At 47.0% G+C, this 3,172-nt stretch carries 2 rRNA genes; both read left to right on the forward strand.

The features are described 5' to 3' along the window. Positions 1–93 precede the first annotated feature (93 nt). A 23S ribosomal RNA gene (locus I6E15_RS09980) occupies positions 94–3,004 on the forward strand. A 51-nt stretch (positions 3,005–3,055) separates the two neighbouring features. Further along, positions 3,056–3,172 (forward strand): 5S ribosomal RNA (rrf, locus tag I6E15_RS09985).

Raw genomic sequence — 3,172 nt, forward strand, 5'->3', positions numbered from 1 at the left:
CTTGAACATTGGAAACTACATAGTAATTAAAAAGAGAAACCAAAAACAATTTTACTAAATTTTTTAGTAGAGTTAGCAAAACTTAAATTTAAAGATTAAGAGAAATAAGGGCACACGGTGGATGCCTAGGTAATAAGAGCCGATGAAGGACGTGGTAAGCTGCGATAAGCCTGGAGTAGTTGCAATCGAACTTTGATCCCAGGATTTCCCAATGGAGAAATCTGCTAAGATGAAGTCTTAGCGTGAAAACGGTAACCAGATGAACTGAAACATCTAAGTAGTCTGAGGAAAAGAAAGTAAAAACGATTCCCTAAGTAGCGGCGAGCGAACGGGGACCAAGTCTAAATCGCGTAAGTGTCAAGAATGCAGTCGTTGCTTGCGCGAGGTAGTGGGAAGCTTTTTGAAGAACTGCAAGATATTCAACGAGTTGTTTCAAAGAATTAGAACAAGCTGGAAAGCTTGACCATAGAAGGTGATAGTCCTGTATAGGTAATTTGTAACAATCGTAAAGCTCTCCCGAGTAGCACGGAACACGAGGAATTCTGTGTGAATCAGTGAGGACCATATCTCATAAGACTAAATACTCTTATTAACCGATAGCGCATAGTACCGTGAGGGAAAGGTGAAAAGAACCCCGGGAGGGGAGTGAAATAGAACCTGAAATCGTGTGCTTACAAGCGGTCAGAGCCCTTATGGGTGATGGCGTGCCTTTTGGAGAATGATCCTGCGAGTTACGTTTAACGGCAAGGTTAAGTATACCGGAGCCGTAGGGAAACCGAGTCTTAATAGGGCGCTAAGTCGTTAGGCGTAGACGCGAAACTTGGTGATCTAATCCTGTCCAGGGTGAAGCTGTGGTAAGACACAGTGGAGGCCCGAACTCACCGCCGTTGAAAAGTTGGGAGATGAGATAGGTTTAGGGGTGAAACGCCAATCGAACTGAGAGATAGCTCGTTCTCTCCGAAATGCATTTAGGTGCAGCCTTAAGAATTAAATTGCGGGGGTAGAGCACTGAATGGTCTAGGGGGCATATTGCTTACCGAAGCCAACCAAACTCCGAATACCGTAATTTTTAATCTTAGGAGTGAGACTATGGGTACTAAGATCCATGGTCAAAAGGGAAACAACCCAGACCGTCAGCTAAGGTCCCTAATTATAGCTAAGTGGGAAAGGAGGTGGAGATTCCCAAACAACCAGGAGGTTGGCTTAGAAGCAGCCATTCCTTTAAAGAGTGCGTAATAGCTCACTGGTCGAGAGTCTCTGCGCCGACAATGTAACGGGGCTAAGCTATAAACCGAAGCTACGGAATCGCGTAAGCGATTGGTAGGAGAGCGTTCTGTAGGCTGTTGAAGGAGAACTGATAAGGAACTCTGGAGGTATCAGAAGTGAGAATGCAGGAATAAGTAGCGAGAAAGAGGGTGAGAATCCTTCTCGCCGGAAGACCAAGGTTTCCAGGGTAAAGCTTGTCTTCCCTGGGTAAGCCGGGACCTAAGCCCAGGCTATAATGCGTAGGCGAATGGAAAACAGATTAATATTTCTGTGCCACTGATAAATTGTGAAGGAGGGACGCAGAAGGGTATGTAAGCAGGAGAACGGAAGTTCCTGTGTAAGCATGTAGTATGACTTAGTAGGCAAATCCGCTAGGTTAGATATGAGGTGTGATGCATAGCTCGTAAGAGCGAATTTACAGATCCCACGCTGCCAAGAAAAGCTTCTAGCGTTAATTTATTAGTGCCCGTACTGTAAACCAACACAGGTGGTCAGAATGAGAAATTTAAGGCGGACAGGCTAACTCTCGCTAAGGAACTCTGCAAAATGAATCCGTAACTTCGGGAGAAGGATTGCCCTTTTGTGTGGAGTGCTACGCGCACAAAGCATGAGAGGGTCGCAGTGAAGAGGCTCAGGCAACTGTTTAACAAAAACACAGGTCTATGCTAAGCTGAAAGGCGATGTATATGGGCTGACACCTGCCCAGTGCCGGAAGGTTAAGAGGAGGAGTGAGAGCTCCGAATTGAAGCCCCGGTGAACGGCGGCCGTAACTATAACGGTCCTAAGGTAGCGAAATTCCTTGTCGGGTAAGTTCCGACCTGCACGAAAGGTGTAATGATCTGAGCGCTGTCTTGGCGGGAGGCCTGGTGAAATTGTATTACCGGTGAAGATACCGGTTACCTGCAGTAGGACGGAAAGACCCCATGGAGCTTTACTGTAGCTTGGTATTGGGTTTCGGTGTCATATGTATAGGATAGTTGGGAGGCTAAGAAGTATGTCCGTCAGGATATATGGAGCCGCTGGTGGAATACCAACCATATTACACTGGAATTCTAATTTGAGGTTTGTAGCCTTGAAGACAGTGCTAGGTGGGCAGTTTGACTGGGGCGGTCGCCTCCGAAAGAGTAACGGAGGCGCCCAAAGGTTCCCTCAGGTTGGATGGAAATCAACCGCAGAGTGTAATGGCAGAAGGGAGCTTAACTGCGAGACTGACGGGTCGAGCAGGTGCGAAAGCAGGGCATAGTGATCCGGCGATTCCGAATGGAAGGGTCGTCGCTCAACGGATAAAAGCTACCCTGGGGATAACAGGCTGATTTTGCCCGAGAGTCCATATCGACGGCAAAGTTTGGCACCTCGATGTCGGCTCATCTCATCCTGGGGCTGGAGAAGGTCCCAAGGGTTGGGCTGTTCGCCCATTAAAGAGGTACGTGAGCTGGGTTCAGAACGTCGTGAGACAGTTCGGTCCCTATCCACTGCAGGCGTAAGAGTATTGAAAAGATCTGTCCTTAGTACGAGAGGACCGGGATGGACAAACCTCTGATGTACCAGTTGTCACGCCAGTGGCACAGCTGGGTAGTCACGTTTGGACTAGATAACCGCTGAAAGCATCTAAGCGGGAAACTGACTTTGAGATAAGTACTCTATAGACAACTTCGAGACTAGGAGTTTGATAGGTTGGGAGTGTAAGTGAAGCAATTCATTTAGCGGACCAATACTAATAAGTCGGAATCTTAATCAATGTAGATTACTATGTAGTTTTGACTGTTCAAGTCAAAGAAAAAACATATAAGTTGGCAAGAAAAGCTACGAGGGTACACCTAGTAACATACCGAACCTAGCAGTTAAGCTCGTAAACGCTGAAAGTACTTGGGGGGCAGCCCTCTGGGAGGATAGGAACTTGCCAACT

This window comes from Fusobacterium perfoetens, assembly GCF_021531475.1.
Classification (GTDB): domain Bacteria; phylum Fusobacteriota; class Fusobacteriia; order Fusobacteriales; family Fusobacteriaceae; genus Fusobacterium_B.